Genomic DNA, 25,593 nt, shown 5'->3' with positions numbered 1-25,593 from the left:
CTGCAGCTGAAGTAACGCGTCGAAACTCGCCGTACTCTCCCGCAGCCTGGGGCATATGGACTTCGGCAAGGGACCAACTCATCAATACAACCTCACGAGACTTCGCGGCGCCGTCCCGAGCATGCTCGCCGTGAGCTCCCCTAAGGCGCAACCACCTGGTCAGGGTGCGTCCGCCCGCAGTACGCGAGGGTGGTTGCCCGTTCGGTCCAGGCCGGATCTGTACCGAGTTCTCGCACCACGGTCGCGATTCGGGCTCCTGCCCTGGCAGGACCGCGAACGTGTCTTGCTAACAGAGCAATTCCTTAGCTTGGCCACGCGTGCGGCCAGTTGCGTTTCGCACCGTCGTACTTGGTTCCGCCCGTTGCGGCAGTATGTGGACATGGCTCTGAAGCGTATGCCGACCCGACCGGCCCCGCCGTCGGATTGGGAAATGCGAAACCTTGGGACCCTGCGTCTGTATCTCGACGACTTGCAAGACGTCCTCGACCACCTGCAGCGGCAGCATGGTGCGCCAAGTCTCTTGGCCGGAGATAGCGAAGCTGACGCGGCCATCGATCTGAAGGACGCAACGCCGAAGGAACTCCGGTCAGTAAGGATCGTGGCGTTTCAGGGGGACCTAAAGCTCTCGCTTACTCGCCAGCACTCGCGCTCGCAGTGGCGTCGATCAAACGTGAAGGCCCAAACTGCCGCCGAAGAATGCGCATCACTATTGGCTCCGCGGCGCCTCAACGGTGGCCTCGCGTTTCTTCAAACGTGGGCGATGACTGGCTGGCTCTTCACCGTGGTCGCGTTGATCGCCCTCGTTTTCATTGTCGGGGTGCGCCTTGCGACTGACAGAGACGTGGAGTGGAGCGTCGTGTGGGTCCTCCCGCTTACGGCGATTGGCGTAGGTCTGTTCCTGGCGCTCCTGTCGCTCATCGAACCCTCCAGCCGCAACTCGCGGACGTGGCTCTATCCCTACTTGCGGCGCGAGAGTCGCGAATTGTCCCTCACTCGCCGAAGCGCCTGGCTCGTCGCCATCGTCGGGTCGATCACCTCGGCGTTGCTCGGGGCGGGCCTGACGATGGTGGTCACCTCGCTGACCTCCTAGAGTGCGCAAGTCGCCGCGCTTCCCTTGAAGTGGTGCAACGAAACTCTTCGCACTGCCGCACAACTGGGGCATGCGGACATCGGCGATGGGGTCCTCGTGTGACCATCCGGCTCAGCCCACTTAGCGCTCTACTCACATGGATGGCGACGTCGCGCCGCGTAGTCTGCAGAATGCTCGCGAGAATCGCCGCGTTTGCCCCCTAACGTTGATGCTGAGCGCATGTGCGTTGCCGCCGGGCCATTTGCAATCGGCGACGCCGAGTCCCGTCGCTACCGTTGGCGAGCCGACGGCTACCGCCGCACATAACCCCAGCGTCGGTCAATTAGTCCTCGCCCCACTAACCTCGCCAGCGGCACCAACCCGGGCTCAGCCGAAGACCAATCCCTCAAACGCGCCGGTGGCTGGACGGCCGAGGTCCGGGTAAAGATCCCGGGCGCGCGCATCGCCGCCTGGGACCCAGACGGCAGCCTCCTCGTGAGCAACGGCAAAGGAGGCACCATCACGCGCCTCACCCCAACAGAAGACGGCAAGACGCCCAAGCGAGAGACCATCCTTGGCCGTCGCAACAACCTCCAGGGCCTCGGCTTCGCACTTAACGGCAAGTTCCTCGTCCTGGGCGAGGGCGACAAGATCGTCACCTACGAGTAGGCCAACGGCAAGGCCACCAACCCACGCACCATCGTCGGCGACCGCCCTACCTCGGGCCACGGCCCCGAGTGCATCGTGATCAGCGGCGACACCGTGTGCTACAGCCTCGGCTCGGCGACCAGTGACTTTGCCACGCAGTTTGTGAGGATGGCTGCCCGCTCTAGCCGGGCTGATCCGCATGTCACTCCATCGCAGCGGACGCCTGAACCTCATCGTGCAGCTCCTGATGATCATCCGCACTCAACGCTTCAGCCCCGCTAAACACATACGGCTTCCCCACGCCCGTGTTGATGAAGTCCTTCAGACTCCCCGCGATGAACATGCTCCACGCGTCCGAGCACACCTTGTAGCACTCCACCCTCGGCTCGAGCCCCGCGTGCGTGAACGTGACCTGCGTGCCCGAGTCCGTCTCCGCGATGTCAAAAGTGACCGTCGTGTCATTCCATTCTTGGTGGTCTTCCACGAAGTCCAGGTAACTGCCGGTGACAAGCCAGGCGACGCGTCGGCCAGGCTCAAGCTCCGTGACACGCATGCCGCTGTAGTGCAGGCCGGGGACCACGTACACCCACTCGTCGCCCACGCTCGTGGTGCGGCCCGTGATGCGGCCCCACCAGCCCGTGACGTCGTTGATCGCGTCGAACGCTTGCTGCGGGGTGGCGTCGACGGTGATGGTGCGGGTGAAGTCTGCGGACATGAGGGGCTCCTTGGCTGGTGGTTTCATCGACCCTAGTCCGGCCACTTGCATGATGCAAGTGGTAGAGTCGGCCGCATGCTCGGAAAGACCTACGACACCCAGATCTGCTCCATCGCCCGCGCGCTCGAGGACGTGGGGGAGCGGTGGAGCCTGCTCATCCTGCGCGACGCGATCTTCGCCGGCGTGACGCGCTTTGGCGACTTCCAGCACAACCTCGGCATTGCGACCAACGTGCTCGCGTCCCGGCTGGAGGGTTTCGTTGCGGCCGGCATTATGGCGCCCGACGCTGATGGCGGCTATGCGCTGACGCCCAAGGGCCGCGCGCTGGCAGTTTCGCTCATCGCGCTGACGGAGTGGGGTGACGAGTGGGCGTCGGAGATCGAGCCGCCGATTCTGTACGAGCACGCGGGGTGCGGGGGAGATGTGCACACTGCTGCGGTGTGTGGAGCGTGTGGAGTGGTGGCGCCTGAGGACGTCGGTATCCGACTTGGTCCCGGCATGCCCGCCGAGTACGTGGCTTCGCGGCGGGGGCCGCTCAGCGCCTAGGGGTGCCGTCGGCGAGGGCGCCGTGATCGGGTTGCTGGTGACGTTGCCCGCGCCAGTGGACAGAGCGGTCAAGGGCATGTCAGTTCGTTGATCAAGAATTGCGGGCATGAGTAACGGACTGCAGGGTGCGGCCCTAGTAGCGACGATATGCGCGCCACTAGTTGCGGCGCTTGTCTTCGCCATCGGCGTATTCGTCGATCGGCGGGCCAAGAAGCGCGCGGCTTTCGCGGCGGCAGCAGCACGAGCCCGTGCAGAGTTGATGAGGTCTGGAAACTGGATCGTGATGCCGACCCCTCTCTCTGGCTTCGGCGGCTGGCAGCTACGCGTGTTCACGACCTCGACGGAACTCGCGGTTCAGTTGCCTGCTCGACGCTATGGGGCACTCGCGATGTGGATCGCAGTCGGTGCCACCCGAATCGGTACTGATCACAACAGGAGTCGTCAGGTTGCAGCGATCGAGGCTCTCATGAGGGTGATGTGGACGATGCAGGATGGAAATCGCAGAGCCCTCAAGCGCGCGCTGATACTTTCGCGCGAGTCGCCGTGGCCCGAAGGTGACCTTGAACCCCCGATCGGCCTACGTGTGTTGGCCAGCATGGGGCGTTGGCCGTTGGCGTTGCTGACTCTCGACTTCGACTTCGCACTCTGGCACAAGCGGGTTGGCGCGGGCGAGAAGTAGCCTCGGAACATGGCCATACGATCGATGGCACTGGCTCTGATGACGCTTGTGGGTCTGGTGGGGTGCACTCCGGATCCCATCGGCACCCCCGATCCGACGCCGAGCGAGACCCGTGTCGCGCATACGACTACCACCACACCACCCAGCCCCAGCGTCGGGCAACTGGTCTCAGTCCAGGTAACCGTCGCCGAAGGCACCAACCCCGGCTCAGCAGAAGGCCAATCCATCAAACTCCCGCAAGGCTGGACCGCAGAGGTCTGGGCCAGCATTCCGGGCGCGCGGATCGCCGCATGGGACCCCAACGGCAGCCTGCTCGTGAGCAACGGCAAGGGCGGCACCGTCACGCGCCTCACCCCAACAGAAGATGGCAAAGCCCCTAAGCAAGAGGCAATAATCACCGGCCTCAACAATCCCCAGGGCCTCGGCTTCGCGTTGAGTGGTAAGTACCTCGTCGTGGGCGAGGGCGACAAGATCGTCACCTACGAATACGCCAACGGTCACGCCACCAACCCGCGCACCATCGTCGGCGACCTCCCAACCTCCGGCCACGGCTCCAAGGGCATCGCGATCAGCGGCGACATCGTCTACTACAGCCTCGGCTCGGAGGACAACCGCGACCCCCAAAGCCGCGAGCAGACCCCCGAGCGCGCCACCATCTGGCAGGCGAGCATCTACGGAGACGGCAACAAGGTGGTCGCCAGGGGAGTGCGCAACGGCTTCGCGCTCGCCATCGCCCCTGATACGACACTGTTCGCGGGCGTCAACCAGATGGACAACCAGCCCTACCCCTTCGACGACGAGACCGGCCAGCTCGGCCTCAACGTGCCCGAGTACATCAACGAGAACCCCATCGAGCAGGTCACCCGCATCACGCCGGGCATCGACCTCGGCTGGCCGTTCTGCGTCCCCGACACTCGCGAGACGCCCACCAACATCGACCTCCGCTGTGTCGATGAACAATCGTGTCTGGCGCCGCTCACGGCCTAAGGTTCAAGCGTGGTCAAGAGAAGGCTGGTGTGGGCAGTACTAGCGACGACAGCTGTCGCGCTTGCCTTGGCCGCGTGTAGTCCGGGCGACGTAGAAGCGCATCCAGTCGAATCACGAAGTGCGACGGGCACTGCTGAAGGCGAGGGCGAGTCGCCCCTCGAATCCATCCTTCGCCTCGCCGAGGAGAATGACGCTAACGACCAACAGCTCGCGATGCTGCGCGACGCCGCGGTCGCGGGCGCGGTCCCCTTCGAGGACCTCCGCACTGCGGTTGACGCGACATTCGCGTGCCTCGACGACGCAGGCATTCACTACATCGAGCAAGCGAGAGACCCCGACGATCCCTACGACTCGATCCCGTTCTCGGTAGAGGTCACTGACTCTGCGATGGAGGCCATCGCGGATGCCTGCGCCTTCGCGAACAGCTACTGGATTCAGTCCGCGTACGAGCAACAGCCTGCCGGTCAGGAGGCGGCCGACGCTGAGTTTGACCGTGCGCGACCCCTCATCATCGAATGCCTCACTGAACACGGCATCCCGGCTGACGAATCGAGCACGAACGACGAACTCAAGGAGCTGCTCATCTACTCGGAGACGGGTATCGACCGCTCAAGTGATGCACCTCCGCCCGAGGACTGGGAATCGATGGGGTGTCTCGACGCGGCTGGGCTCGACGGGTTCTAGCCAGGCGTCTAGCCTCGAAGCATGCGGCGTCTGACACCTTCCATCGCGATCGCTCTCGTCGCGCTCGGCCTTGCAGGGTGCTCTGAACCTGTTGATGACCTTGTTCCATCGGAGCCCGCTACCGTCGCGCCAACGGGTGCGCCGTCGCCCACAGCGCAACCCAGCCACAGCGTCGGGCCGCTTGTGCCCACTGAACTCACAGTCGCCGACGGCACCAATCCCGGCCCTGCGGAGGGAAAGCAACTCAACATCCCTCAAGGCTGGACCGCCGAGGTCTGGGCAAATGTGCCAGGAGCAAGGCTCGCCGCCTGGGACCCGAACGGCAGCCTCCTTGTCAGCACCGGCGGCGCTGGCACAGTCACGAGACTCACCCCCACGGAGCCCGGCACGGCCCCCGAACAAGAAGCACTCCTCACGGGCCTCAACGGACCCCAAGGCCTCGCCTTCGCGCTCAACGACAAGTTCCTGGTGGTCGGCGAGGCGGACAAGATAGTGAAATACGAGTACGCCAACGGCACAGTCAGCAACCCAACAACGCTCGTCGACAGCCTCCCCACCAGCGGCCACGGCGCCAAAGGCGTGGCCGTCAACGGCAGCACGGTGTACTACAGCGTCGGCTCGGAGGGGAACCGCGAGACCACCGGCCGCGACGGCGACCCCCAGCGCGCCACCGTCTGGCAGGTGGGCATCAACGGCGATGGCAACCAGATACTGGCAACGGGCGTCCGCAACGGCATGGCCCTCGCTATCGCCCCTGATAAAACCCTCTTCTCGGCCGTCAACGGCATGGACAACGTGCCCTACCCCTTCGACGACGACACCGGAAACTTCGGCCACGTCATCCAAGACTTCGTCAACGAGAACCCCGTGGAGGCGGTGACGCGGCTCGAGCAGGGCACGGGCCTCGGCTGGCCCTTCTGCCTCCCGGACGCGCGCGACAACTCCAGAAACACCAACATCCCGTACGTCAACGACGCCGAGAACAACCCCGACGGTGAAAGCCTGGATTGCCGAAGCCTCGGCACCATCCAGTTGGGCCTGCCCGCACATAGCGCGCCGCTTGGTCTCACCTTCACCGCCGGCACGCCGCTCGAACCAGTGCTCGGCAGCGGTGCCCTCATCACCGCGCACGGCTCGTGGAACCGCGAGCCGCCGCAGGAGCCCTACGTCGCCTTCGCCCCCTGGGATGACGCCACGGGCACCCTGGGCCCCATGGAGTTCCTCGTCACAGGATGGCAGTCCGACGCTGGTGACCGGTGGGGGAGGAGCGTCGCCTCGGTCGTGGGTCCAGACGGTTCGCTTTATGTCACCGATGACGCGGCGGGGCTGGTGTATCGGATCACGCCCAACTAACTCGCGGGACAGTCCGCGTCCGGCGTGTGGCTGCCTCTCCAGCCGGCCCAGTACATCGCACCGAATGGCACCTCAAGCGTGGACGTAATTCCAAACGTGGTGACCTTCACCTCGGCGGCATCGCTACCGATGGCACCTCCGGGACTCAGGATCACGCAGTCCGCGGTGACTCGCAGCGAGACCAGCGCATATCCGCCGGGCTCTACCCGCAGTGAATCAGCGGGCGTCACAGATTCGGCGTCCATGGTCGAGGCCGTAGACGTCGGATCGAACGCGGCAACTTGCACCTCGCCAAAGCGCGTTGGGTCGCTCGGCGCAAGCGTCACCGGATACGGTCGTGCGTTCTTGACCACGATGCTCGCCCACGCGCCGCCAGGCTGGTCCCACACGGTCCACTCGGCTTCGTCGGCGTCCATCCAGTCGGACTCGTCGTTCAGCTCAAATTCACCGCTCTGCGAAGACATCCCAGCCCCTTCAAGGCGGGGGTTCTTCGCGGCCACAAACCATGCGGCGATCAAGAGTGCGACCAGCACGAATGCGATCCACGCCACAACCCGCAACGCGCGCGATGAAGGCGCAGGCACCGTCCCCGTTACGGTCATGTCGCCACTCTAGCGAGCACTCGCTCCACGTCGCCTAGTAGCTGCGGCACATCTCGCTCAACGGTCGCCCAGATCACCTCGGGGTCCACCGGCCAGTATTTGTGAACGATGAGATTGCGTTGCTGCTTCGTCAGCCCTATCGGCACCGAAGGTAGCCGTGCGTAGGTCTCGTCGCTTAGCGCGCCCAGCGCTTCACCAACGATCGTGAGACACCTGAGCACGGCGTCGTACGTGCGCTCGTCGTCGAGAGACGCTCGCCCTAGCGCGGTGTAGTTGGCGATACGGCCCGAAGCTGCAGCAACGTTGCGCAGGCGCCTCGCATCGCGCTCGGGCAGGGAGGTCATAGCACCAGCGATCGCTCGAGCACGGCGTCACGTTCGGCCTGCGGCAGCCCGCCGAGGGTCACCAAGTCGACGTGTTCGCCTAGCAGGGTGGCGAGGTCGTGCCGCAAGGCCGCCAGAGCGAACAGCCCAACTGGTTCAGTCCCGTGAACCCAGAAGTCGACGTCGGACTCCGGACCGTCCGTGCCGCTCGCGACCGATCCGAAGAGCGCAATTCGATCTACGCCTCGAGCAAGAGAGAGGTCCTTGATCCGTGCGCGGTTCCGCATGACCTTGGGAAGACGCGAGGGCACCGCATGCGGCTCGACCAGGTATGCCTCGAGGGCCGCCTCGACCACTGAAGCGAGCGAAGGCCGGGCGGGCAGTGCGTCCACGAATGACTCGAGCGCGTGCTCGAGATCATCGCGGATGGTGACGGTGGCGCGGCGCACGCTTCCTATCGTGCACCATCTGGTGCAGATGGTGCAACGAACTCTTCACTAGTCTCAGAACATGGTCTCCAAAGAAGTCCAAGCAGAGGTGCGCACACACCTCGCAGCCATCGAGCGCGAGCACGACGTCCGCGTCCTCTTCGCGTGCGAGTCCGGCTCGCGCGCGTGGGGCTTCGCGAGCCCGGACAGCGACTTCGACGTCCGCTTCGTCTACGCCCACCCGCGCGATTGGTACCTCAGCATCGAGCAGCGCAGGGACGTCATCGACATCCCTATCTCGGGCGAGATGGACATCGCTGGATGGGACCTGCGGAAGGCATTGGGCCTGGCACGGGCCGGAAACGCGACGCTCTCCGAGTGGCTCGACTCTCCGGTCATCTACAAAGACCACGATGACTTCGCCGCCCGCATGCGGTCTCTCCTCGACGCCACGTATCGCCGCGAGCGGGCGTTTATGCACTACACGTCGCTCGCCCGCAACCACTTCACCGAGTCGCCGTCTGGCAAGGATCGCCGGCTCAAGCGCTTCCTCTACTCGCTGCGCACGGCGCTCGCCGCGCAGTGGTGCGCCACCCGCGAAGACCGCCCGCCCATGACGCTCTACGCGCTCACCGACGCGCTCATCGACAACGCAGACGTCCGCGCACGCATCGACGCCCTGGTCGAGCTCAAGTCCACGCTCGCGGAGAAATCCTTCTATGAGCCCGACGCTGTGGTCACCGAGTTCCTCGAGCACCGGATCGCGGCTCTCGCCGACGCCGTGGTTGAGTCCGCGCCTGCGGCCGACGGTGCGGTGTTCGATCGGTTCTTCATCGGCGAGTTGGAGAGGTCGTGACCACGAAGCCGTCCGCGGTCATCGTCGACATCGACGGCACCCTTGCCCTCATCACGGATCGCAATCCGTACTCGCACCAGGGAGTTCTCAAAGACAAGCCCAACGCCGCCGTGATTGAGGTTGCCCGCGCGCTCGCGGCGCGCGGGCATACGCTCGTGATCGTCTCCGGCCGCACCGAGGCCGCCCGCGATGACACGGAGCTCTGGCTGACGCGCCACCTCACAACACCCTTCGTGGGTCCCTTCATGCGCGCGGATCGCGATGACCGCAAGGACGCGACCATCAAGAAGGAGATCTACCGGGAGCACATTGAGCCCCACTTTGACGTGCTGTGCGTCCTCGACGACCGCGACCAAGTGGTGGCGATGTGGCGCTCCCTAGGGATCACGTGCCTGCAGGTGGCGCCCGGCAATTTCTAGGCACCTCGCTAGAGTCCCACCATGACCACACTCGCGTTCATTCACGGCATGTACATGACGGCAGCCAGTTGGGAGTCGTGGCGGGAACTCGCCACGACGGCCGGCTTCGAGACCATCGCCGTGGAGTGGCCCGGCCACGAGGGTGACCCCAAGGCAATGCGCGCGAACCCGCCAGGTGAGCTTAGGACGCTTGGATTCCCAGACCTCGTGGGGCATCACGCGAAGGAACTCGAAGACCACAAGGACGCCATCCTCATCGGTCATTCCGTCGGCGGCCTCCTGGTCCAAGCCCTGCTCGCCCAAGGCGTGGGGAAGGCGGGCGTTGCGATCTCCCCAGCCCCACCGTCGGGCATGATCTCCCTGCGGCCTGAATTCCTGCGCGCCAACCTGCCGCACACCAATGCGCTGCTGCGCAGCAAGCCGTTGCCTATGTCCTCGGCGCGATTCGCCCGCACGTTCGGCAATGCCACCGCACCCGAGGCGCGGGACGCTATTTGGGAGCAGTTCGTCACTCCTGAGGCGCGTGGCGTTCCGCTCGACACGCTGTTTGGCCGCGCCAAGGTCGATCCCGCCCACCTCACCGCGCCGCTCGCGATCTACGGCGGTACCAAGGACCGGCTCATCCCGGTGAGCCTCGCGCGCAAGATCGCCGCCCGCTATCCGCAGGCCGAGTTCACCGCCCTCGAGGGCCGCGATCATCTGCTGTGCAACAGCCCCGGTTGGGACCCACTGGCCGACGCTGTACTCGCTTGGGCGGCGGCCGTCGAGTAGGCGCGCGGGGCCACCTGGTATCCTTGACACATCCCAGGAACTGCAAAGGGCCTGGATACGTCGCAGATTGCTTCTCATCTCGTCGGCGCGCTCCGCAGGGAGACAGCGCCAGGCTCGCAGATTCTTCTCTCCGGCGAACGAACGCGGACACCTTCGCGATTCGCCACCAGTGCCGCCGACGGCACACCACTGAAAGACCTCTCATGACTTCACATTTCGCCGACCTCGGCGTGCCCACGCCCATCACCGACGTCCTCGAGCGCGAGGGAAAGCGCGTGGCCTTCCCCATCCAGGAAGACACGCTCCCGGACACCCTCGCTGGCCGCGATGTGCTTGGCCGAGGCAAGACCGGCTCGGGCAAGACGCTCGCCTTCTCCATCCCCGTGGCCGCTCGCCTTGGCGCCAAGGGTGGCAAGGCGCGCCCCGGCCAGCCGCGCGCGCTGATCCTCGCGCCCACGCGCGAGCTCGCCACCCAGATCAACACCGTGCTCGCCCCGCTCGCCAGGGCTTACGGCCTCACCACCGCCACCATCTACGGCGGCGTGTCCCAGCAGCGTCAAGAGCAGGCGATGAAGCGCGGCGTTGACATCGTGGTCGCTTGCCCCGGCCGCCTCGAGGACCTCATGGGCCAGCGCATCGTCTCGCTCAGCGCCGTGGAAATCACCGTTCTCGACGAGGCTGACCACATGGCAGACCTCGGCTTCCTCCCCGGCGTCACCCGCATCATGGCGGCCACCCCCGCGCGCGGCCAGCGCCTCCTCTTCAGCGCCACGCTCGACAACGGCGTGGACAAGCTCGTCAAGCGCTTCCTCAGCGACCCCGTCACGCATGAGGTCGACAGCGCGGACAGCCACGTTGACGCCATGACGCACCACGTCTTCCATGTGCCCGACGCTGGGGCCAAGAAGGACCTCGTTCGCACCTTGGCCTCTGGTACCGGCAAGCGCGTACTGTTCATGCGCACCAAGCACCAGGCGCGCAAGTTGGCTACCCAGCTCACGGCCGACGGCATCCCGGCAGTCGATCTGCACGGGAACCTTTCGCAGGCGGCAAGGGATCGCAACCTCGCCACCTTTGCGGCAGGCGACGCCAAGGTGCTTGTGGCCACGGACGTGGCCGCGCGCGGCGTGCACGTGGACGGCATCGAGCTGGTGGTTCACGTGGATCCGCCCGCCGAACACAAGGCTTACCTGCACCGTTCGGGCCGCACGGCCCGGGCCGGCTCCTCCGGAGATGTGGTGACGATCGTGCTTCCCGAGCAGCGCCGTGAGACCGATCAGCTGCTGCGCAAGGCCAACATCCAGGTGCGGCCGCAGGCCGTCTCGTCGACGTCCGCGCAGGTCAAGGACCTGGTGGGTGACGTGGCTCCGCACGTGAAGCCCGTCCCGGCGCCCGCCAAGGCGCCCCAGAGCCACCGCCGCCCCGCACGCAACGGTGCGCCGCGCCGCAACGGCGAGGGCCGTACCCACGAAAACCGCACCCAAGGTGCCGGCCGTGGCCAAGCCAGGTCAGCGTCGGGCAACCGACGCCGCCGGGGCTAACGTAAGAGGATGAGCGCGCCAGACGATGAGTTTGTGCTCCACGGCGGGCGGCGCAGCAAGCTGCGCAACCGTGCCGTGCTGCTCGTTGTGGTGGCCGTGATCGGCGTGGCGGTGCTCATCAACGCGCTGCAACAGGCCAAAGGGGACTCCAACGGGAGTTCCGGAAACCTTGTGATCCCTGCGGCGGTGGCAATCGCGTGCCTTGGCTGGCTCGCGATCACCATCAGCCAGTGGTGGGAGGACAGCACATTCCTCGCAGTCGACGGCGACCGGCTGCTCGCGAGCCACGGCACCGGCGCTCGCCACGGCCGCGCCACGGCTTTCGCCAAGGGCGAGCCCATCGTCATCACGCACGAGGGCGCCGCGGACCACGGGGCAGTGTTCGCCTCCCAGGGTGACGCGCGGATCCGGTTGTGTGACGCCATGGCCATGACCCCGTTGCAGGCCTCGCATCTTGACTCTTGGGTGCGGCTGCACGGGTTTGCCATCGAACGAGGCTAAGGCCCCCGTAGTGCGCTCGGTTCGCGCGGACATCACGACGTTCGCATCACCTCACTGAGACGACGAGACCTGCCAAACCTGACCGCGAGGCCTACCGCAACCCACGCGGTCGCGGCCAGCAGTAGGGGAACCGCGAGTGCCCACCATGCGAACTCTGGCTGCGGCGCGTGGGCTTGACGCGTGATCGCGCCCAAACCGAGCGCCTCGATCGTGAGCCGTGCCACAGCGATCCCCCCGAGCACGCCGAAGAGACTCACCAGAGCGACCGGAATCAGCACCTCGAGCCGGCTTACGCGAGAGACGCGCGCGGCGGACATGCCGACGACCCTGAGCCGCGCCATGGCGTGCCGCCGCTGCGCGTTGCCCGAGGTGGCCAGCAGGGCCACCGCGAGTACAGCAAAGGCGAGCGCCACCACCACGGTGGCTGCGAACAGCCACGACAGGGCGCCGGCAAGCGGCTCGGACCCGACGCGTTCGATCCATTCGTCACGGGTCACCACCTCAGCATCCGCGTCGCCAACGGCGCGGGTGAGCGCGGTGACGGCTTCTGGGCCCACCGCCCATGCGGCAGTGATCGGGTAGCTCTCGCCCGTCACTGCCTCGAGCGCCTCGCGGTCGACGATCACGAGGCGCTCGCCTGCGATGGCCGCTCCAGGAAGGTCGGGGGCGGTTCCCACTGACGTGACCTGCGCGGATTCTCGCGCGAAGGTGATGACGCCGTGATCGACGTGCGTGAGGTCTGCGGTCTCGAGCATGGCAATCGGCTCGCCTTCCGGCGCAGTCGCCAGTGTGCGCCAGGGATCCGGGTGGCCGCCAGGCAGTGCTGCGACGACGCTGGCCAGGGCGGCTGCATCGACCGCGACGATGGTCACGGTCTGCGATCGCGGTCCGCCGGCGAGGTAGCCGGCGCCGATGTCGCTGGCCGACGCCGTGGTTACCCCTTGCACGGGGAGTCCAGCAACTTCTGGGGGCAGCCCGCTGAGGTAGGTCGCCGTGGCGATTGCATCGGCACCGACGTTGTCGTGAGCTGCGTCCAGCCTGCCGTCTCGCACGGTCGAGGCGACCGACGCCGAGAGCGCAATGGTGCCGGCTGCCAGCACCAATGCGAGGACCGCGGTTGTTGTTGCACTCGCGCGGGAGAAGGCAACGAGGGTACCGGCTGCGCTACCGCGGGAGGCCGCGTCCCGCAGCCACCGTGAGACCGTGGGCATGAGCCGCGCCACCCCTGCGCCAACGGCGAGCGCGCACAATGTTGGCGCGGCCAGCACCAAGAGGTCCGCCGCCACAGAGTTGCTCGACGCCGCAGTTCCCCGCGAGCGCAGTGTTGCAGCGGAACCGATGGCGGCGAGCACCAGGAGCACCTCGCGCGTGATCCTGCGCAGGTCGTGAGAAGAGCGAGGGCGACGCCGTTGCCACGCCGCTCGCGCTCCCAGGAGCGGCGCCGCGATGAGCGACATCAGGAGTGTCGGCACCACCCACCACCACGTGGGACGGCCCGGTGCCGCGATTGCCTGCGCGGCGAGCCCCAATCCGGCACCGAGCGCCGTCACGATCGCCGATTCCGCGAGCAACGACAGTCCCACGGAGACAACGGACGCTCCGCGCGTTCGCACCTGTGCGATGACGGAAGCCCGCTGGTCCACGAGCGCGCGCGCCGAGAGCACCTGGGTCAGCGCGATCAGCACCACGAGACAGATGAGAAGCACAGAGGCTTGCGCCGTGGCAGTGCTCGCCCGCGAGAGCGACGCGTCAAGAATCGTGTCGAGCCTGGTACTCACCGACGCAGAGGCGCCGACGATGTCGAAAACCTCCTTGCCGGATGCGAGCCCGCGCGCCGCCACCGACGCGGGTTCTGCGTTCCCCGCGGTGATCGCCCGGACGTCCGTGCGGTACACAATCGCGCGAGTCATGTCGCCCGGAAACAGCGCAAGTCTCGCCGCGGGCACGGATTCGTCAGTCGTGAGCAGGGCCACTGATGTTTGCGGCTCTGCGCCGTGGCTTTCCCGGGGTTCGAGCAGCGTGGGAATGGCGTCAACCGCGGCCTCCGCCCCACGGTGGGGTGCGAAGACGCCCGTCACGGTGACCTCGAGCGGCGCGCCGTCGAGATCTTGTACTGGAAGGCGATCTCCGGGCGTCACGCCGAGAGCGGTTGCCGCCGACTCCGAGACCCCAACCTCCACAGGGAGCTTTTGGTTGGTGCGGGCGACGTCTGCGGCAGTGCCGGTGGCCGCGGGCGGGCGCCCGTCCACCCAGTCCACCGCTGCCGTCTCGCCGTGGTCGACGTAGGCGAACCGCACGCGCACCGGGGTGCCGTCCACCACCCCCGCTTTGAGCTCCGGCCCAACGAGCGTAGTGATCGGTGGTTCGAGCACTGCCGTGAGTTCTCGCGGCATGCCTTCTTCCACCTCATCGCGGACGTAGCGCGCACTATCTGCAGTGTCAGGGGCGAGTGCAAAGTTGCCGCTACCGCCCTCGTACGGCACCGTCACCACCACGTCCGCCGCGCGATCAGCCGTCACGACATCGGCTCGCAGCTGTCGTGTCGCCGCCGAGTTCGCAAGCACCGGAACGGCCGCGGTGAGCAGAACGGCGACCGCGACAATGACAACCGCCACGATATTCGCGGCGAGGCCAGCGCGTGCTTGCGCGGCGCTCAGGCGAGCGGGAACGCGCCCACGACGGCGGGAAGTGTCGGTAGCGTCGGTCGCCATCATCCGACCTCTCCTGCGCGCAGGGCCTCCACCGTTGACCGTGACACACTCGCTCGAGCTGCGGGGACTCCTGCTGCAAGCGACAGCGCAAGTACCCCGGCGGATAGCAGGGCAAGCGGAACGACCGGCACCACGAGCTCGGCCGCAGGCACCGGCCTAAGGCCTTCGGACGAGACGATGAGGGATCCCACGATGAGCGTCGCGAGCGCGACGCCCAAGGCGAGGCCAATCACGAGCGCCGCTCCCACAACGAGTGCGTGCTGAACAAGGTGGCTACGCAAGGCGTCGCGCCGAGCCACGCCGATCGCTCGCAGCCGCGCCACTGTGGTGGCGCGCTCGTGAGCCTCGGACGTCGCGTGAGCGGCCGCGCCCACAATCGCGAGCACAACGGCCGACGCTATCGCCAGTACCCACGCAAGGCGCAGCGGCACTTGGGCGGGGTCCTCGCGCAGGGACGTTGCCATTTCCGCTCTCGTCGTCACGCTCCCGAGCCCCGCGTCACGCAGCGCCAGGACGCCCGTGGCATCGATACCCGTTCCACGCCAAGCGTCCGTTATGGCGTCGAGGGTGCTCGCGGCCAATAGAGCTCGCGAGAACGCCTCTCGATCCGCCCACAGCGCGTCTTGGTGCACGTACCCAGGGACGTACGCCACGATGCCAGCGACCTCGGCTTCGACGCCAACGAGGTTGCTGGTCAGTGCAATCGTGTCGCCCACGGCGAAGCCGGCGTCTTGGGCGAGCCCAGAGGTGACCAACACGGGAAGTGGTCCAGGATCAGCGAAGGGCAGTACGGTCAGGTGCGCGTCGATCGCGTTGATGCCATACAGGTAGTAACTGAAGGGCACCTCGAGTGTGTGGCCACTGATCGCTGCCGTGCCCGGAGTAAGTTGCGCGGAACTCGTGTCGCCAACGGTGCTGACGGCGGACGGTGAGCCAGTCGCGCCGTCAATGGTGACGCGCACATCCACGTTGACACGGGTGTTGACCCAACTGAAGATGTCGCCCGTTTCGCGTTGGCCGATGCTGAACTGATAGCCGAGAACGTGCCACGCCGACCCCGCGGTGCCGTGGGGAGGTGTGGCCTCGACGGTGTGCTCCTCCCCGTCGAGCTCGATCTCACCTCCCGTGAACACCGCAATCTCTCCGGAGTCCGCCTCGGCGACGATCGTTGGCGAGAGACTCACAGCGACGGGAGGGAGGCCAAAGCCCGGTTCCTGCTGGGGCGCACCCGAGATGCGCAGCGTGACGGTCTGACCCGTGAAGCTGATCTCCAGCGGATCGGGCTCGGGGCCTAACGCGGCAACCTGATCCGCCCAACTGTCGCTGGATTCCGGACGACCTGTCACCATCGAGGAAACCGTGCTCGACGCGATCGCAAACAGGGCCACGCCGTCGGGCCTGCTACCCAACACCACGGGCCTGGCCGCAATGGGCACCCACTCACCACCGGCGATCTCGCTGAGAGCGTCGACGCCGCCGGGGATGGCGCCGTTGGCGACCACAACGTCGGCTCCTACTGCAGCGTCAGCTTGGTCAGTCTGCGATTGCGACCATGTGGCGAGAAACACAACTCCGAGTGAGGCGGTGGCTCCTGCGGCAACCGCCAAGAACGTGCCGCGCGCAGCGCCCCCGCGTGCAACGTGCCAGGACGCGAGGGGGATCGCGACTCCCTTGGCCTGCTGCGCGATCCGTTCCGCGAAGCGCGCCGCGAAGGGCAAGAGCCGTGACACGAGCGCGGCGAGTGCGAGCACGCATGCCGCCGGCGCGATGACGAGGACGGGGTCGACGCGGCCGGCGGTGGGTGTGTGCGTCGCCAACTGGAGCGCTCCCAGGATCGCGACGACCGCAAGCGCTATATCGGCTCCGGACCTCGCCACCACGCCACCACGCGAGCCTCGCCGTGCGGGACGTCGGATCGCTGCCAAAGTCAGGAGTGCCGCGGCGGCGAGTCCCCCAAGTCCCGCGGCGGCCCACATCGTCCCTGGTATCGCTGTGGGTGTGGCTCCACGATCCCATGGCTCGCCCAGTGCGCCGGATGTCGCGACCGCGACATACCCCCACCACGCGAGCGGCACCGCGACGAGCGCGGCGGTGGCGCCGATGAGCAGTCCTTCCGCTATCGACCGCGCCGCGAGCTGCGGGGTGGACGCACCCCTGTCGCGAAGCGCGGCCGTCTCTGGGTCGCGACGGCGCACGATGAGTTGCGCAAGGAGTGATACGGCCGCGAGTCCCAGCGCAACGAGCACGGCGAGCACCGACACTGCGAGCGACGTCGATAGTTGGATATGGCTGCGTACCGCAGCGGCCTGCGTAGGGAGCTCCGATCTCACGATGACCCACTTGGCGGAGTCGCCGAACTCGGCGGTGAGGTCGTCGCCGAGTCGCGCGGTGTTTCTGACGAGCCCAGGGATGCCTGACGGGTCAGTGCCAATCGCTGGGTCCAGTGTGACGCTTAAGCGCTGCAGCGACTCGTTGGTGCTCGTGAGGCTACCGGTGGCGACCACAAAGGGTCCGTACTCGGGGATCGCGGTGCCTACGATGCGCATGCCGGTGCCGCCGAATGGGTCGCGCCTCCACGCGTCGTCCGCTCGCGGAGAGAAAACACCTACGACAGTGAACGTCGTTTGTTCGGCGGCTTTGTCGTCGAGGCGGGTCTCGTCGCCAAGGGTCACGGTGTCGCCAACGTGTAGGCCGAGCGCGTTCGCAGTCGATTGGGCGATTGCGGTCTCGCTTGCCGCGACCGGCCACTCTCCCTGGAGGAGGTCCGCGTGGTCGGGCACGGTGTCCGCATCAAGGAGGTACCCGCGCAGCCGAGCCTCGCTCTCGATGGGCTGTATTCGCCCGGCCGCCCATACGCTCACCTCGGTGTCGTACCCGCCCGACGCTGTGGTCACCGCATCGACAACGGTCGCCGTTGCTTGGGCGGCCGGCAGGGGAGCGCCGGTTCCGGGCTCGCTCGCGGATACGGTGACGGTCACGATGTCAGTTCCACTGGCGTCGAGCGCAGCGACAGACGCAGAGAGAGCCTGCTGGTACCCCGCGCTCGCGAGTGCCGCGGCGAAAGCTGCGAGCCCGGCGCACGTGGCGACAATCACCCACACCGATGCGACGAGCGGCAGTTGAGACGCTGCGCGGCGAGAGAGTGCGAGACGCGGCGGGCTCGCCGCCCTAGGCATCGACGAGCCGGCCGTCTTCGATGCGAACGGCCCGGTCCGCGAGCGCGATCATCACGGGGTCGTGCGTCGACACAATTGCGGCCATGCCTTCGGCCTCGACCACGCCGCGAATCAATGCCATGACTGCGAGGCCGGTCTCGGTATCTAGTTGTCCCGTTGGCTCGTCCGCAATCAGGAGTTTGGGCGAGGACGCGAGCGCGCGAGCGATCGCAACGCGCTGCATCTGTCCGCCGGACATCTCGTCTGGCCTGTGCGCGCCGTGCTCACCGAGCCCAACGAGTTCGAGCAGCAGCGCGACTCTGTGCTCGCGATCTTCAGGCGACCAGTCCTTGAGGCGAAGTGGAAGCCCAACGTTTTCCGCCGCGGTCAACTCGGGAACCAAACCAAACCCCTGGAAAACGAACGCGACGGTGTCCCTGCGCAGAGCGTCGGCCTCAAGTTCGTCCAAACCCGTGACCTCGCTGCCGTCCACGCGGACTGTGCCAGCGTCGGGCCTATCGAGGCCGCCGATGATATTGAGTAGCGTGGTCTTTCCGGACCCAGAGCGGCCCACGAGAGCGACCATCTCGCCCGCGCAAACCTCGATGCTGGCGTTGTGCAGTGCAGTGACCGCGGTGTGGCCGGCACCGTAGGTGCGGCGAACGCCCTGCACCGCTACGAGGGGAGAGGCTGTGGTCATGGCCGGTCTCCAGGAAACATCGCGACGTGGTCCGCCTCGAGGGCGAGTCGCACGCGGCGCGTGAGCTCAAGCGCCTCGCGGAACTCTCGCGGTACCTGCACGCGGCCAGCGCGGTCCATCACTGCGTACTCCTCGGCGATCACGTGGGTTTGCCCGTCGTCGTGAGTCTCCGTGCGGCGAAGCACCTCGGAACTGGTCCGGCCGTCACGGATCGCGACGGTGCGCCCAACCTGCGCGCTCACCGCGGGGTCGTGGGTGACGACCACGATGGTGGTGCCCTCTTCCTCGCTCACCGACCGCATCGTGCGAAAGATCTCGTGCGACGTGTCCGTATCCAGTTCACCGGTTGGCTCGTCGGCGAGCAGGAGCGCGGGGGAGTTGGCGAGCGCGATAGCTAGCGCCACTCGCTGCTGTTCGCCGCCGGACAGCTCACTCGGCTTTCGCGCCGCGCAGTGCGCCACGCCGACACGGTCGAGTAAGGCCTCTGCGCGCGCGCCCCGCTGGGAGTGCCGCACCCCCGCGAGCGAGAGGGGAACCGAAACGTTGTCCCGCGCCGTCAGGTAGGAGATGAGGTTGCGGGACGTCTGTTGCTGCACCACGCCCACCGCGTTGCGTCGGTATCGAACGCGGTCCTTCGCGCTCATTGCGGTGAGGTCCCAACCGGCGACGTCAACCACTCCGGCCGTGGGTTCGTCGGTGCCCGCGAGGATGTTGAGCAGCGTCGACTTTCCCGCACCTGACGGCCCCACCACTGCGATCATTTCGCCGCGATCCACGTGGAGGTCGAGGCCTTGTAGTGCTTGCACCTCGATGGAACCGTGGCGATGAATGCGGACGACGCTCTCGCACGTAATTGCCGCATTGGACACGGTGGCGCTGGAATGTGGGGGCATCGGGGCGCTACCTCCTTGTAGTGAACGGGCCGCGAGGTTCCCCAGACCCGCCTGCGTCGAGTCTCAGACTAAACCCGCGCGGCCTATCACCCGTGCCGGATTCCCCGCGACCGTGGCGCCCGCTGGTACGTCCTTGGTGACCACGGATCCTGCGGCAACAATCGCATCGTCACCTATCGTCACCCCTGGTAGAACAATCACCGAGCCGCCAAACCACACTCGGTCACCCACGGTGATGGACAGCCCAATCTCCCAGCCTTCGGCTCTCGAGTCTGGGTTGAGGGGGTGGTTGGGCGTGTAGAAGCGCGCGTGAGGCCCAATGAGCACGTCGTTGCCGATGTGTACACGGCCCGAGCCGATCGCCTCGAAGTCCGCGTTGATGAACGCGCGCTCGCCGATCGTGATGCGCTCGCGGTACTCGAACATGAGCGGGGGCCGGAAGAACCAGTTGTCGGTGCCGCCAATGAGCTCTGAGACCGCGCGTACCGCCGCCTGGGGATCGTCCCAATAGCGCTCGTTGATTGCGCGAAGAGGGCCGAGCGTCTCGTCCTGGAGTGAGAGCAGCTCGAAGCCGTCGAGCACGTTGAACCAGTCGCCTTCTCGCATTCTTTCCAGATTGCTTCGACCGTCTTTGGTTGGGCGGTCGTGTTTCCGTTCCTGCCACGTCATGCCCCCAAGCATGCCCGACTGGGGCTCAACGCAGCGGGGACCTTTGGGTGTTCCTGAGGTACAGAATCCCGGTCCCGGCGGCTCCTGTGTGTTCCTCAGGTACATGTGGCCGGTACCACGGCGCGGGGCTATTGCTGCGGGCTGTGCCTCAGGGTCACGTCGATGGTGCGGGGCCTAGGCCCGAAACGTACCTCAGGATCATCTAGGGAACCTTGGAGACCGGATTCCGTACCTGAGGAACACTTTCGGCGGAGGGAGGGACGGGGGAGGGACGGGGGAGGGACGGGGGAGGGACCGGGGAGGGACCGGGGAGGGACCGTGGGCGGGGCAGAGGGCGCGGTGGGGGGACGCGAGCGCTCGCCGGGATATTCTCGGCGACGTGACGCTCTACGTACTCACGGGACTCCCGGGCTCCGGCAAGTCCACGCACGCGGCCACGCTCGCGGCCGCCACCGGCGCGGCTCATGTCGCGATGGATGACGAGGTGATGGCGAGGGGCCTCAGCCTCGTCGACTACGAATCGCGATTCGCATTGCAACCGGAGGTGGAGGCACGGATCGCGGGGATGCTCGCCGACGGCCACGACGTGATCGCCGAGTTTGGATCCTGGACCCGAGAGGAACGGGATCGTCTGCGCGAACTTGCCGGAGCGTCGGGCGGTAGAACCGAACTGCACTTCATCGACGCCTCGGTAGAGACCTGCGCCGCGCGGGTGCGAGCAAGGGGCGGGCTCGGCTCGGAGGAACTCGCGAGAGACGTGGTCGAGGGGTCCTCACACCTGTACGACCGGCCAAGCGCCGATGAGGTGGCAACCTACGACCACTTTGAGCACATCACCACGTGACGTCGTGGCATTCGCGCCCTGGCGCGGCCTCCACCTGAAGCGTCGCGTGCGCGATGTCGTGGTGTTCGCGCAGTGTCTCTTGGGCCGCGGCCAGCACCGCTCGAGCGTCCGCGTCTTCCGCAACCAACAGGTGGGCCGTCGCCACATTCATCCCCGAGGTGAGGGTCCACGCGTGGAGGTCATGAACATCCGTCACACCTGGTATTTGGGATAGCGAAGCGGTCGCGGCTCCCAGATCAAAGCCGCGCGGCGCGTGCTGACCGAGCACGGCGAGCACCTCGCGTCCAAGCAGCACCGCGCGCACTGCCACGAACACCGCAATCGCCACGCCCACCACCGTGTCCCACACGCCATTGCCGGTGAGCGAAATCAGCACGGCGGCCACGATGACGCCCACCGAACCGGCCGCGTCCGCCGCCACCTCCAGGTACGCGCCACGCACATTGAGCGACTCCTTGGAACCTGCGTGCAGCAGCACCAGCGAAACTGCGTTCACCGCCAACCCCAGCGCGCCAACCACCAGCAGTGGCCACGCGGCGATCGCAGGTTCGTCCCCAAACCGGGACACGGCCTCGAATCCCACATAGACCGCCACGCCAAGCATCATGAGCACCGCGAAACCCGAAGCGAACACCTCCGCGCGGTAGGAACCGTAGGTGCGCGTCCCGGTGCGGTCCGGCCTCGTCGCAACCCGCGTCGCAACGTACGCGGCGCCCAAGGTGACGGCATCCGCTGTCATGTGCCCAGCGTCGGACAGGAGGGCGAGCGATCCCGTTGCCAGCGCAACCACAAGTTCCACAACCATGAACAGCACAACGAGCACCAGGACCGTTAGTAGGCGACCGCGGTGCCGGCCCCCGGCGTGCTCAGCCGGTCCGTGCGAGTGCCCCATAGGTCGATCGTACGTGTACGCGCGGAAGCCCTAGAGATACATCCGGGTGAGCGCCTCGTACTCCTCAACGGACCCATCGGCGAGACACACCTCGATGATCTCGCGGCCAAGCGGGGAGAGGTCAGGAGTGAGGAACTGCGCCAGTTCGCTGCGGAAGAACCCACTGAGGATCGCGCAACCCGCGTCGTAGGCGTTCTCTCCCACCCATGACTGCATCTCTGGGCGCAGCAGCGTGCGGCGCACGGGCTGGCCGTCGAGAGTCATCTCGCGCGGCGAGTACCCAAACAGGGCGCAGCGTGCCGGCTCCAACTGGTCTGCGCGCATGCGCCCGCCACCCTTGCGGGCCAGCCATTCGCGCGTGAGCCACTCGGCGGAGAAGCCCACGTTGTACGCGCCGATGTGCTGGTTGGGGGTGAGCACATAGCGGGTGCGCGGGTAGGCGAGGATCTGGTCGAGCAGCAGGTTCGCCGCCGCCACCTTGGTGCCGGTGGAGAACGGCCAGTAGGACCCGACCCCCTCCGCAACCATGCCGCCGTGTTCCAACCTGGCCACAGCGTCGGCCGATTCCCCGATCGACGGGTTCTTGTCACCCCGAGGCGCGATGAGCCGCCACAGCCACGCGATGGACGGCGGCACAAAATGCGTCATGCCCATGATCCCGTAGGTGGGGTTATCCCTGGTACATGCCGGCATGCGAACGCCGAAGGTGCGCACGTCCACGGGCTCTGGCTCGGTGAGGACGCCCGGCAGCTCAGTGCGCGGGATCACGACGCGCGGGTTGGGGCACGGCGTTCCGGTGGAGTCCATGATGTGTTCCCACGGCAGCGCGGTGGCGTCGGGGACGCCCTCGATGGAGAAGAACACCAACTTGCGGCTGGGGTGGATGATGGCGCGCTCAAGGTCCACGTTCTCGCCGTACTGCTTGAGGTTGTCCACGCGCACAAACCAGCCGGCCTCGGCGTCCGCAACGACCATGCGACCGTCGCCACTCTGAATGGACGGGTAGCAGAGCGTCATGTCGTCGGTGACGGGGAACAGCTGCGACGCCTCAGAAAGGGTGATGAAGTACGGCTCGTCGGTGACCACGTTGGTGCCGAGCAGGATGCGGCCGTCATCCTCGCGCTTCATGTCTTGGCACATCTCCGACTTGCCGCCGCCAGACGCGCCCTCGTGCATGATGACCGTGTCGTTGTCATACGGCGTTGTGACGCGCACCGACGATGCGTGCGCCGTGATCCATCCCTCTTGCTCGCCGATATCGAGCAGCACGGAGAACACGCCCTTCTTCGCCGACGGGCCCGGGTAGAGGTTGTAGGCAAACACCTCGTGCAGCGACTCGCTGCGGTCGTGCACCACCACCTGCTTGCCGTCAAAGTGCGTGTGGCGGAACGGGGGAGCCACGTAGAGGATGGCCCGCGGCGTGAACTCGCCCACCTCCTCGAACGTCACCCACCCCTGCAGGTCCACCAGTGCGAGCGCAAAGAAGGCCGCATTAGCAGGGATGATGGCGATGCTCGGGGAACCGTAGACCGGCCCTCCCGCCTTGAATGGGACCACCACCAGCGGCTGGGTCGCGAGCCACTCCAGCGTCTCCTGGCGCACCGGAGCAAAGCTGCCGTGAAAGCGCGATGCCCAGCGCGTCTTGTCCGTTGGTCGGTCATCCGCGATCACCATGCAGCGTGGATCGCGCCTGCGCATGTAGTCCTCGAGGTAGTTCACGGCCATGCCATTGCGGCACCGCGTGACAGTGGCCTCGCATACCCGGCCACCCGCGACGTCGTACGTCACCTCAAAGGTGGGCCCGCCGTCGGGCCCAAGGGCAAGCTCGTAGAGCTCATCCCGCGTCTTCGGCACGATCACCGACGGCGCCGCCTCAAGCGCGGCGCGCACCTCGGGCGCCAGAGTGATTGCCTCGAACATGGTTCCCCTCCTCGTCGAGCGTTACCCACCGATTGTGGTCTCTTGACAAAGATTTTGCCTGCCCGACGCTGTGGCTGGGTTGGGACGAAGGTCCGGCGATTCTGAGACCCCGGTGAGACCACTGTTCGCTGGGCGCGCACGAAGGTGGCGCAGTAGGTTGGGCTCGCGCGCACGCACGAGAACTGGGGAGTGGCAATGAGGAAGTGGCTCGCTGTTGCGGTGGTCGCCGCGATCTCAATCGTTGGTTTTGCGCCGGGCGCGCAGGCGGGCGTATCGCCAGGCCCAGACGGCAGTCAGCCAGTGCTTGTGTCGGCCGGAGGGTACACGTGCGCCGTCCGCGAGAACGGGCTTGTGTACTGCTTTGGGGCCAACTCCGAGGGCCAACTTGGGCGCAACGACACGTCGGTGCACCTCAACGTGGCGCCCGTGTACAACGTGTCGAACGCGGCCGCGGTGTACGGAAGCGCGTACCACGTATGTGCCGTGCTCGAGGATCGCACCGCGGAGTGCTGGGGCGACGGCGGGTATGGCCGGCTGGGCAACGGCACATCATCGGGGTATCAAAGCGCTACTCCGGTCACCGGCCTCACGAAGATCTCCACGATGGCGCTGAGCCGCTTTGCCACGTGTGCGGTGCGGCAAGACGGCTCTGTGTGGTGTTGGGGCTACGGGGGATTCGCGCAGTTCCCGGGGACGGTCTCAAACCAGACGACCCCCTACAAGATTCCTGGCTTGAGTTCAGTGGTCCAGATTGCTGTTGGCGACGAGCACGCGTGCGCGATCAAGGTGGATCGGTCCGTGTGGTGCTGGGGCATGAACACGTCGGGACAACTGGGCGACGGCGGCGTCAGTGAAAGCCTCGTGCCCAAGAAGGTGGCGGGGCTCACGGACGCGGTGGCAATCACGGCCGGGTACTACACCACGTGTGCGGTGCGTTCAGGCGGGGGCGTGGTGTGCTGGGGGCACAACCCCAACGGCCTTACCGGCACGGGCCTTCCCGCAAGCGTCGTAGGGACGCCCACCGCCGTCCGCAATGTCACGGGCGCCACGGGCGTCACTCTTGGCGCCGGGACCGCGTGTGCGTGGGGAGCCGGAACGGTGAAGTGTTGGGGAGCCGGGGCCTCCGGGCAGCGCGGCGACGCGCAGCTCGCCGACTCGCCACGCGCCACGACGGTCGAGTACGGCAAGCCAAAGCCCACCTGGGTGGCGGCCGCCGCCTACACCACATGCGAGATCGCTGACGGCGGGCGCGTGTGGTGTTGGGGCTTCAATGGCTCCGGTGAAGCAGGCACCGGGAACACCGCCACCGCGTACACGGGGGCTGGGCCGGGCTCGTCCTTCGGCTACGCGGCCACGCCAACGACGGCGCCGCTCAAGAACTCGGCGCCCGGCAAGCCTTCCGGATCGTCGACGGGCGCCAAGAAGGTCAAGATCTCGTGGTCCGCGCCGTCCACCTCGAACGGCACGTCGGCGCCGACGGACTACGTGGTCCAGTACCGAGTCAAGGGCTCGTCCACGTGGAAGACGTTCAAGGACTCGGTGACGGCCACACGCTCCGCAACCGTCACGGGCCTCACCAGCGGGAAGTACTACTACTTCCGCGTGTACCCCAAGAACTGGGCGGGCACGGGAACGGTGAGCGCGAGCTCGAGCGCGATCAAGTCCAAGTAGGGCGCCGCGCTTGCTT

The 25,593-nt window shown here is 66.6% G+C and carries 24 protein-coding genes and 1 pseudogene; 14 read left to right on the top strand and 11 right to left on the bottom strand.

The window, feature by feature from the left end; genetic code table 11:
- Nucleotides 1-379 precede the first annotated feature (379 nt).
- Nucleotides 380-1,090: a hypothetical protein gene (locus QM618_RS10425; protein WP_428098358.1), complete on the top strand. Its 711-nt coding sequence runs from the start codon at nucleotides 380-382 to the stop codon at nucleotides 1,088-1,090.
- Nucleotides 1,091-1,564: 474 nt separating this feature from the next.
- Nucleotides 1,565-1,738, top strand: a complete 174-nt coding sequence (locus QM618_RS10420; protein ID WP_428098355.1) for a hypothetical protein — start codon at nucleotides 1,565-1,567, stop codon at nucleotides 1,736-1,738.
- Between the two features lie 181 nt (nucleotides 1,739-1,919).
- On the opposite strand, the gene QM618_RS10415 is transcribed toward QM618_RS10420, so the two are convergent.
- Nucleotides 1,920-2,432 (bottom strand): SRPBCC family protein, encoded by a 513-nt coding sequence (locus QM618_RS10415; RefSeq protein WP_428098352.1) that lies wholly within the window; start codon nucleotides 2,430-2,432, stop codon nucleotides 1,920-1,922.
- Nucleotides 2,433-2,507: 75 nt separating this feature from the next.
- Between QM618_RS10415 and QM618_RS10410 the strand changes: the two genes are divergently transcribed.
- The 5 genes from QM618_RS10410 (at nucleotide 2,508) to QM618_RS10390 (ending at nucleotide 6,681) form a co-directional block, all read left to right on the top strand.
- Nucleotides 2,508-2,978 (top strand): winged helix-turn-helix transcriptional regulator, encoded by a 471-nt coding sequence (locus QM618_RS10410; RefSeq protein WP_428098349.1) that lies wholly within the window; start codon nucleotides 2,508-2,510, stop codon nucleotides 2,976-2,978.
- 106 nt (nucleotides 2,979-3,084) lie between these two features.
- Nucleotides 3,085-3,657 (top strand): hypothetical protein, encoded by a 573-nt coding sequence (locus tag QM618_RS10405; RefSeq protein WP_428098345.1) that lies wholly within the window; start codon nucleotides 3,085-3,087, stop codon nucleotides 3,655-3,657.
- Nucleotides 3,658-3,666: 9 nt separating this feature from the next.
- Nucleotides 3,667-4,644 carry a PQQ-dependent sugar dehydrogenase gene (locus tag QM618_RS10400; protein ID WP_428098342.1) on the top strand — a complete coding sequence of 326 codons (978 nt, stop codon included), beginning with the start codon at nucleotides 3,667-3,669 and terminating at the stop codon, nucleotides 4,642-4,644.
- A gap of 9 nt (nucleotides 4,645-4,653) precedes the next feature.
- Nucleotides 4,654-5,328, top strand: a complete 675-nt coding sequence (locus QM618_RS10395; RefSeq protein ID WP_428098339.1) for a hypothetical protein — start codon at nucleotides 4,654-4,656, stop codon at nucleotides 5,326-5,328.
- 21 nt (nucleotides 5,329-5,349) lie between these two features.
- The gene (locus QM618_RS10390) at nucleotides 5,350-6,681 is read left to right on the top strand and encodes a PQQ-dependent sugar dehydrogenase (protein WP_428098336.1); all 1,332 of its coding nucleotides are present in this window, start codon (nucleotides 5,350-5,352) and stop codon (nucleotides 6,679-6,681) included.
- On the opposite strand, the gene QM618_RS10385 is transcribed toward QM618_RS10390, so the two are convergent.
- The 3 genes from QM618_RS10385 to QM618_RS10375 are packed head-to-tail and all read right to left on the bottom strand — an operon-like array spanning nucleotide 6,678 to nucleotide 8,055.
- On the bottom strand, nucleotides 6,678-7,283 hold the full coding sequence (locus tag QM618_RS10385; RefSeq protein WP_428098333.1) for a hypothetical protein: 606 nt from the start codon (nucleotides 7,281-7,283) through the stop codon (nucleotides 6,678-6,680). The genes QM618_RS10390 and QM618_RS10385 overlap by 4 nt on opposite strands.
- Nucleotides 7,280-7,627 (bottom strand): HepT-like ribonuclease domain-containing protein, encoded by a 348-nt coding sequence (locus QM618_RS10380; RefSeq protein WP_428098330.1) that lies wholly within the window; start codon nucleotides 7,625-7,627, stop codon nucleotides 7,280-7,282. The genes QM618_RS10385 and QM618_RS10380 overlap by 4 nt, the downstream gene beginning before the upstream one ends.
- The gene (locus QM618_RS10375; RefSeq protein ID WP_428098326.1) at nucleotides 7,624-8,055 is read right to left on the bottom strand and encodes a nucleotidyltransferase family protein; all 432 of its coding nucleotides are present in this window, start codon (nucleotides 8,053-8,055) and stop codon (nucleotides 7,624-7,626) included. The genes QM618_RS10380 and QM618_RS10375 overlap by 4 nt, the downstream gene beginning before the upstream one ends.
- 61 nt (nucleotides 8,056-8,116) lie before the next feature.
- Here QM618_RS10375 and QM618_RS10370 point away from each other — a divergent pair, with 61 nt between their 5' ends.
- The 5 genes and pseudogenes from QM618_RS10370 to QM618_RS10350 all read left to right on the top strand — a co-directional run bounded on the left by QM618_RS10370 (nucleotide 8,117) and on the right by QM618_RS10350 (nucleotide 12,122).
- Entirely contained in the window at nucleotides 8,117-8,890 is a 774-nt protein-coding gene (locus QM618_RS10370) for a nucleotidyltransferase domain-containing protein (RefSeq protein WP_428098323.1), read from the top strand.
- Nucleotides 8,887-9,309 carry a polynucleotide kinase gene (locus tag QM618_RS10365; RefSeq protein WP_428098320.1) on the top strand — a complete coding sequence of 141 codons (423 nt, stop codon included), beginning with the start codon at nucleotides 8,887-8,889 and terminating at the stop codon, nucleotides 9,307-9,309. The genes QM618_RS10370 and QM618_RS10365 overlap by 4 nt, the downstream gene beginning before the upstream one ends.
- A 21-nt stretch (nucleotides 9,310-9,330) precedes the next feature.
- A complete protein-coding gene (locus tag QM618_RS10360) occupies nucleotides 9,331-10,080 on the top strand; it encodes an alpha/beta hydrolase (RefSeq protein ID WP_428098317.1) in 750 nt (249 codons plus the stop codon).
- A 203-nt stretch (nucleotides 10,081-10,283) separates the two neighbouring features.
- A pseudogene (locus tag QM618_RS10355) lies at nucleotides 10,284-11,618 on the top strand (DEAD/DEAH box helicase); the annotation flags it as partial.
- Between the two features lie 12 nt (nucleotides 11,619-11,630).
- On the top strand, nucleotides 11,631-12,122 hold the full coding sequence (locus QM618_RS10350; RefSeq protein WP_428098314.1) for a hypothetical protein: 492 nt from the start codon (nucleotides 11,631-11,633) through the stop codon (nucleotides 12,120-12,122).
- A gap of 32 nt (nucleotides 12,123-12,154) precedes the next feature.
- Here the strand turns inward: QM618_RS10350 and QM618_RS10345 are convergent, their stop codons facing one another.
- From QM618_RS10345 to QM618_RS10325, 5 genes are all read right to left on the bottom strand, one after another.
- Nucleotides 12,155-14,836: a hypothetical protein gene (locus QM618_RS10345; RefSeq protein ID WP_428098310.1), complete on the bottom strand. Its 2,682-nt coding sequence runs from the start codon at nucleotides 14,834-14,836 to the stop codon at nucleotides 12,155-12,157.
- Nucleotides 14,833-18,009: an FtsX-like permease family protein gene (locus tag QM618_RS10340; RefSeq protein ID WP_428098307.1), complete on the bottom strand. Its 3,177-nt coding sequence runs from the start codon at nucleotides 18,007-18,009 to the stop codon at nucleotides 14,833-14,835. Before QM618_RS10340 ends, QM618_RS10345 begins: the two co-directional genes overlap by 4 nt.
- The gene (locus QM618_RS10335) at nucleotides 18,002-18,688 is read right to left on the bottom strand and encodes an ABC transporter ATP-binding protein (protein WP_428098303.1); all 687 of its coding nucleotides are present in this window, start codon (nucleotides 18,686-18,688) and stop codon (nucleotides 18,002-18,004) included. The genes QM618_RS10340 and QM618_RS10335 overlap by 8 nt, the downstream gene beginning before the upstream one ends.
- Nucleotides 18,685-19,581, bottom strand: a complete 897-nt coding sequence (locus tag QM618_RS10330) for an ABC transporter ATP-binding protein (protein WP_428098298.1) — start codon at nucleotides 19,579-19,581, stop codon at nucleotides 18,685-18,687. The genes QM618_RS10335 and QM618_RS10330 overlap by 4 nt, the downstream gene beginning before the upstream one ends.
- Nucleotides 19,582-19,644: 63 nt before the next feature.
- Nucleotides 19,645-20,187: a sugar O-acetyltransferase gene (locus QM618_RS10325; RefSeq protein ID WP_428098294.1), complete on the bottom strand. Its 543-nt coding sequence runs from the start codon at nucleotides 20,185-20,187 to the stop codon at nucleotides 19,645-19,647.
- A gap of 442 nt (nucleotides 20,188-20,629) precedes the next feature.
- On the opposite strand from QM618_RS10325, the gene QM618_RS10320 reads away from it, so the two are divergent.
- Nucleotides 20,630-21,094: an AAA family ATPase gene (locus QM618_RS10320; protein ID WP_428098291.1), complete on the top strand. Its 465-nt coding sequence runs from the start codon at nucleotides 20,630-20,632 to the stop codon at nucleotides 21,092-21,094.
- Here the strand turns inward: QM618_RS10320 and QM618_RS10315 are convergent.
- Both QM618_RS10315 and QM618_RS10310 read right to left on the bottom strand, forming a co-directional pair.
- Complete coding sequence (locus QM618_RS10315) at nucleotides 21,084-21,986, bottom strand: cation diffusion facilitator family transporter (RefSeq protein WP_428098287.1); 903 nt, start codon at nucleotides 21,984-21,986, stop codon at nucleotides 21,084-21,086. The two genes, QM618_RS10320 and QM618_RS10315, sit on opposite strands and share 11 nt — an antisense overlap.
- Before the next feature lie 30 nt (nucleotides 21,987-22,016).
- On the bottom strand, nucleotides 22,017-23,906 hold the full coding sequence (locus QM618_RS10310) for a DUF4914 family protein (protein ID WP_428098284.1): 1,890 nt from the start codon (nucleotides 23,904-23,906) through the stop codon (nucleotides 22,017-22,019).
- A gap of 195 nt (nucleotides 23,907-24,101) precedes the next feature.
- On the opposite strand from QM618_RS10310, the gene QM618_RS10305 reads away from it, so the two are divergent.
- Nucleotides 24,102-25,577 (top strand): fibronectin type III domain-containing protein, encoded by a 1,476-nt coding sequence (locus QM618_RS10305; RefSeq protein ID WP_428098281.1) that lies wholly within the window; start codon nucleotides 24,102-24,104, stop codon nucleotides 25,575-25,577.
- Nucleotides 25,578-25,593: the final 16 nt, after the last annotated feature.

Source organism: Demequina sp. (assembly GCF_049841215.1).
In the GTDB taxonomy this organism is placed as follows: Bacteria; Actinomycetota; Actinomycetes; order Actinomycetales; family Demequinaceae; genus Demequina.
Note: the sequence above shows the minus strand (reverse complement) of the source record. Positions and strands in the feature narration are given on the sequence as shown.

Coding starts and splice junctions, on each gene's coding strand:
- QM618_RS10345 (WP_428098310.1), bottom strand. CDS start 14,836: ATGATGGCGACCGACGCTACCGACACTTCCCGCCGTCGTGGGCGCGTT.
- QM618_RS10325 (WP_428098294.1), bottom strand. CDS start 20,187: ATGCGAGAAGGCGACTGGTTCAACGTGCTCGACGGCTTCGAGCTGCTC.
- QM618_RS10385 (WP_428098333.1), bottom strand. CDS start 7,283: ATGACCGTAACGGGGACGGTGCCTGCGCCTTCATCGCGCGCGTTGCGG.
- QM618_RS10305 (WP_428098281.1), top strand. CDS start 24,102: ATGAGGAAGTGGCTCGCTGTTGCGGTGGTCGCCGCGATCTCAATCGTT.
- QM618_RS10410 (WP_428098349.1), top strand. CDS start 2,508: ATGCTCGGAAAGACCTACGACACCCAGATCTGCTCCATCGCCCGCGCG.
- QM618_RS10310 (WP_428098284.1), bottom strand. CDS start 23,906: ATGTTCGAGGCAATCACTCTGGCGCCCGAGGTGCGCGCCGCGCTTGAG.
- QM618_RS10415 (WP_428098352.1), bottom strand. CDS start 2,432: ATGTCCGCAGACTTCACCCGCACCATCACCGTCGACGCCACCCCGCAG.
- QM618_RS10335 (WP_428098303.1), bottom strand. CDS start 18,688: ATGACCACAGCCTCTCCCCTCGTAGCGGTGCAGGGCGTTCGCCGCACC.
- QM618_RS10360 (WP_428098317.1), top strand. CDS start 9,331: ATGACCACACTCGCGTTCATTCACGGCATGTACATGACGGCAGCCAGT.
- QM618_RS10340 (WP_428098307.1), bottom strand. CDS start 18,009: ATGCCTAGGGCGGCGAGCCCGCCGCGTCTCGCACTCTCTCGCCGCGCA.
- QM618_RS10390 (WP_428098336.1), top strand. CDS start 5,350: ATGCGGCGTCTGACACCTTCCATCGCGATCGCTCTCGTCGCGCTCGGC.
- QM618_RS10350 (WP_428098314.1), top strand. CDS start 11,631: ATGAGCGCGCCAGACGATGAGTTTGTGCTCCACGGCGGGCGGCGCAGC.
- QM618_RS10315 (WP_428098287.1), bottom strand. CDS start 21,986: ATGGGGCACTCGCACGGACCGGCTGAGCACGCCGGGGGCCGGCACCGC.
- QM618_RS10400 (WP_428098342.1), top strand. CDS start 3,667: ATGGCCATACGATCGATGGCACTGGCTCTGATGACGCTTGTGGGTCTG.
- QM618_RS10425 (WP_428098358.1), top strand. CDS start 380: ATGGCTCTGAAGCGTATGCCGACCCGACCGGCCCCGCCGTCGGATTGG.
- QM618_RS10330 (WP_428098298.1), bottom strand. CDS start 19,581: ATGCCCCCACATTCCAGCGCCACCGTGTCCAATGCGGCAATTACGTGC.
- QM618_RS10380 (WP_428098330.1), bottom strand. CDS start 7,627: ATGACCTCCCTGCCCGAGCGCGATGCGAGGCGCCTGCGCAACGTTGCT.
- QM618_RS10405 (WP_428098345.1), top strand. CDS start 3,085: ATGAGTAACGGACTGCAGGGTGCGGCCCTAGTAGCGACGATATGCGCG.
- QM618_RS10370 (WP_428098323.1), top strand. CDS start 8,117: ATGGTCTCCAAAGAAGTCCAAGCAGAGGTGCGCACACACCTCGCAGCC.